This window comes from Microseira wollei NIES-4236 (genome assembly GCF_020521235.1).
Lineage (GTDB): Bacteria > Cyanobacteriota > Cyanobacteriia > Cyanobacteriales > Aerosakkonemataceae > Microseira > Microseira wollei.
This window is the reverse complement of the sequence record NZ_BLAY01000370.1, coordinates 1-3,131: the sequence shown is the minus strand read 5'-3', so window position 1 is coordinate 3,131 and position 3,131 is coordinate 1. Positions and strand designations below refer to the sequence as shown.

General features: G+C 45.2%; 2 protein-coding genes. Both read right to left on the bottom strand.

Annotated features, from left to right (window positions below; genetic code table 11):
- A partial coding sequence (locus MiSe_RS48315; RefSeq protein WP_226594542.1) for a Calx-beta domain-containing protein occupies nucleotides 1-2,508 on the bottom strand: 2,508 nt, incomplete at its 3' end.
- Nucleotides 2,509-2,666: 158 nt separating this feature from the next.
- On the bottom strand, nucleotides 2,667-2,816 hold the full coding sequence (locus MiSe_RS48310; protein WP_226594540.1) for a hypothetical protein: 150 nt from the start codon (nucleotides 2,814-2,816) through the stop codon (nucleotides 2,667-2,669).
- Between the last annotated feature and the right edge of the window lie 315 nt (nucleotides 2,817-3,131).

The window sequence follows — 3,131 nt, the reverse complement described above, 5'->3', positions numbered from 1 at the left end:
CCGATTAGCTGCGGTTGCTGTATTGACATTAATCGTAAAAGAACCCGTGGCGTTTGGTGCGATGGTTGCCGGAAAGTCGCCTTGTAAACTAAACCCTTCTGGCAAGGTGAGATTGCTCAAAGTTAGCGGCGTGGTACTGGTATTTCTCAAGGTGAAGGTTTTGGTTAGATTGCCACCAATATTTACGCTGCCGAAGTCTAGGGGTGTGGCATTACCATCCGCTATATCGGTGTTACCATCGAGGATTTGAATTTCTCCTCCAGATGGTGTTGTGGATGATTGATTTACCGCTGCGTTTATGGTAAAATTAAACGGATTTTCATCGCTATCATTGGTAATCAAAGAGAGATTACCTTGAAGATTACCTGCCTTGGTTGTATCGACTTTGAGGGTGAATGTTTGCGAACCATTAGGTGCGACAGTTCCAGGGACAGTTCCTACTAAAAAGAAACCTTCTGGCAAAGTCCAACCACCCAAGTTGAGAATATCTGTGGTGCTGAGATTTTGGATGGTAAAGGTTTTGGTTAAGTTAGCACCCACATTAACGGGGGCAAAAGTAATGCTTCCGGTATTATCAGTAATTTCGGTTGCCCCATCTAATACGCTAATCTCTGCCTTGCTTGATGAGGATGAACCGTCATTATCGATAATTGTGAGGATGGCAGTATTTTGCCCTCCAATTGTCGCTTTGCCTGTAGCATCGGATAAAGTTAGGTTGAGGGTTTCGTTATCTTCGGCAACCGTATCGTCGAAGATGGGAATGTTGACAGTTTTGGGCGCAGTATCTCCATCACCCCAGTTAATGGTGATGAAGCTGTTATCGTAATCTATGGCATCTCCTAAACCAGATGCGCCGCCCATTGCAGTACCGCCATTTAGTAGCACTTGGACGCCAATTGCACCGCTACTACCATCGGTGCGATTGATGTTTACGGATGCGATCGCAAACCCGTTTTCATCGACGGCAAAGTCGGGGTTGCTAAATTGAAGGGTTCCCGCTTTCGATGCTAGGGATGGAGTGGTACTACTATCTGCGATGGCAACAATTGCCGTCTTCGGCGGTGCAACCGTTGCGCCATTAAAGGGAAAACCTAACGCTAAATTAAACGTTTCCTCGCCTTCTACTAACGCATCTTTGGCAATGGGAATCGTCACGGTTTTGACGAGTTCTCCCGGTGCGAAGTTAATCGGCAGCGGATTGAATTTGTAGTCTTCGGGTGCTTTGGCAGTGCCATCGCTGGCGAACAAGGTAGCGCTTACCGCTTGATTAATACCACCCGTGCGATTAATTGTTACCCCAACTTCACCACCTTCTTCAGTTGTACGATAAATCGGTTGGCTAAACGACAAGTAATTATCGATGCGGATTGTAGAGTAGGTGAAATTAGCTTTGGTCAGATTGCTGAAATCAAATCCTTTGAGATTTACCAAATAATCGCCAGTGACTTTATCCTGAATCAGAGTATTGCCTGCATTTTCACCGCTACCTTGAATAATGTTGAGGTCTTCAAAAGTGAGTCCGCCAGTTAAGGCAATTAAATCTAAACCCTGACCGAAATCGGCAATCAAGTCGGCATCGGTAATCGTAGAACCACCTGTAGATTTAAACCCATCTATATCAGTGCGTCTGCCAATGACAAATACATCATCGCCGCTACCGCCAGTGAGAGTATCTGCACCTAAATCTCCCCAAAGAACATCGTTATTTTTATCGCCGAAAAGTTGGTCGTTATCTTGACCGCCGAATAGAGTATCGTCGTTTTGACCTCCATAAAGAATGTCTCTGCCTTCGTTGCCATAAACGATATCTGATTGTTGATTCCCAAATAGCGTGTCATCACCTTTTAGACCATAAACAATGTCGTTTCCTTGTTCGCCATAAACAACATCGGTGCCATATCCGCCAAATTCTGCTTCTGGCCCAGTACCGCCATATAATTGATCTTCACCATCACCGCCAAAAACCGTGTCATTGCCTAAATCGCCAAAAATTGTATCGTTGCCGGCATCGCCAGCAACAATGTCATCTTCCTGACCACCACGCAGGGTATCATCGCCGCGATCGCCACTAATTAAATCTTTGCCTTTGTTACCTTGAAGGTAATCCGATTGTTCGTTGCCAAATAACAGGTCATCGCCACCCAAACCATAAAGGGTGTCTTTTCCTGTTTCGCCAAACAAAACATCCCTGCCGCTACCACCAAAGTTTCCTTCTGGCCCAGTACCCCCAAATAATATGTCATCATCGGCGTTACCAAAGGCGGTATCGTCACCTAGATTGCCAAAAATTGTATCGTTGCCTTTTTTACCAACAAAAACCTCATCGCTTTGACTGCCACGCAGGCTATCAGGGTCTTCTGTTCCAATAATTTCATTGTTACTGTTGAGGCCGAATCTAATTGCTTGTTGGCTCAACAATGGGTCATTCTTTAAAATTTCAAATATTCTATTTTCCCGATTTAAATTCATTAAAGAACCGTTCTTATCGGTTGCTTCAAAAGCAGCCATTTTTGACTCCAATTTGGTATAAACACAGTGTTCAGCGTAGCGAATGCTTGGAGTCTTTACTTCATCATTTGTACAGATATTTGTGGCGCTGATAATTGCAAAATTTATTTTTACTTCTCTCTAAATAGAGGTTGATAGTCTACCGCAAGAAAGAATATTTAAGCTTTATTAATATAAAAATATAACGGCTCGGTTGGCTGTATTATTACGCTAAAGTCGCGGCTATCGATGACGCTCGAATGAGCATTTGCCCCAGCCGTCATCACTTCCTTGAAGGCGTCGAAATCGATTAAACATGGTCGGGGCACGGCATGGTCAACATTTTCCCCTGATGGACAGTTATTGATGCCCTGCCCCTACAGGGTGTGGCATCGGGGTGTAACAAGATGGTCGGGGCACGGCATGGTCAACATTTTCCCCTGATGGACAGTTATTGATGCCCTGCCCCTACAGGGTGTTCGATCGGGGTGTAACAAGATGGTCGGGGCACGGCATGGTCAACATTTTCCCCTGATGGACAGTTATTGATGCCCTGCCCCTACAGGGTGTTCGATCGGGGTGTAACAAGATGGTCGGGGCACGGCATGGTCAACATTTTCCCCTGATGGACAGTTATTGATGCC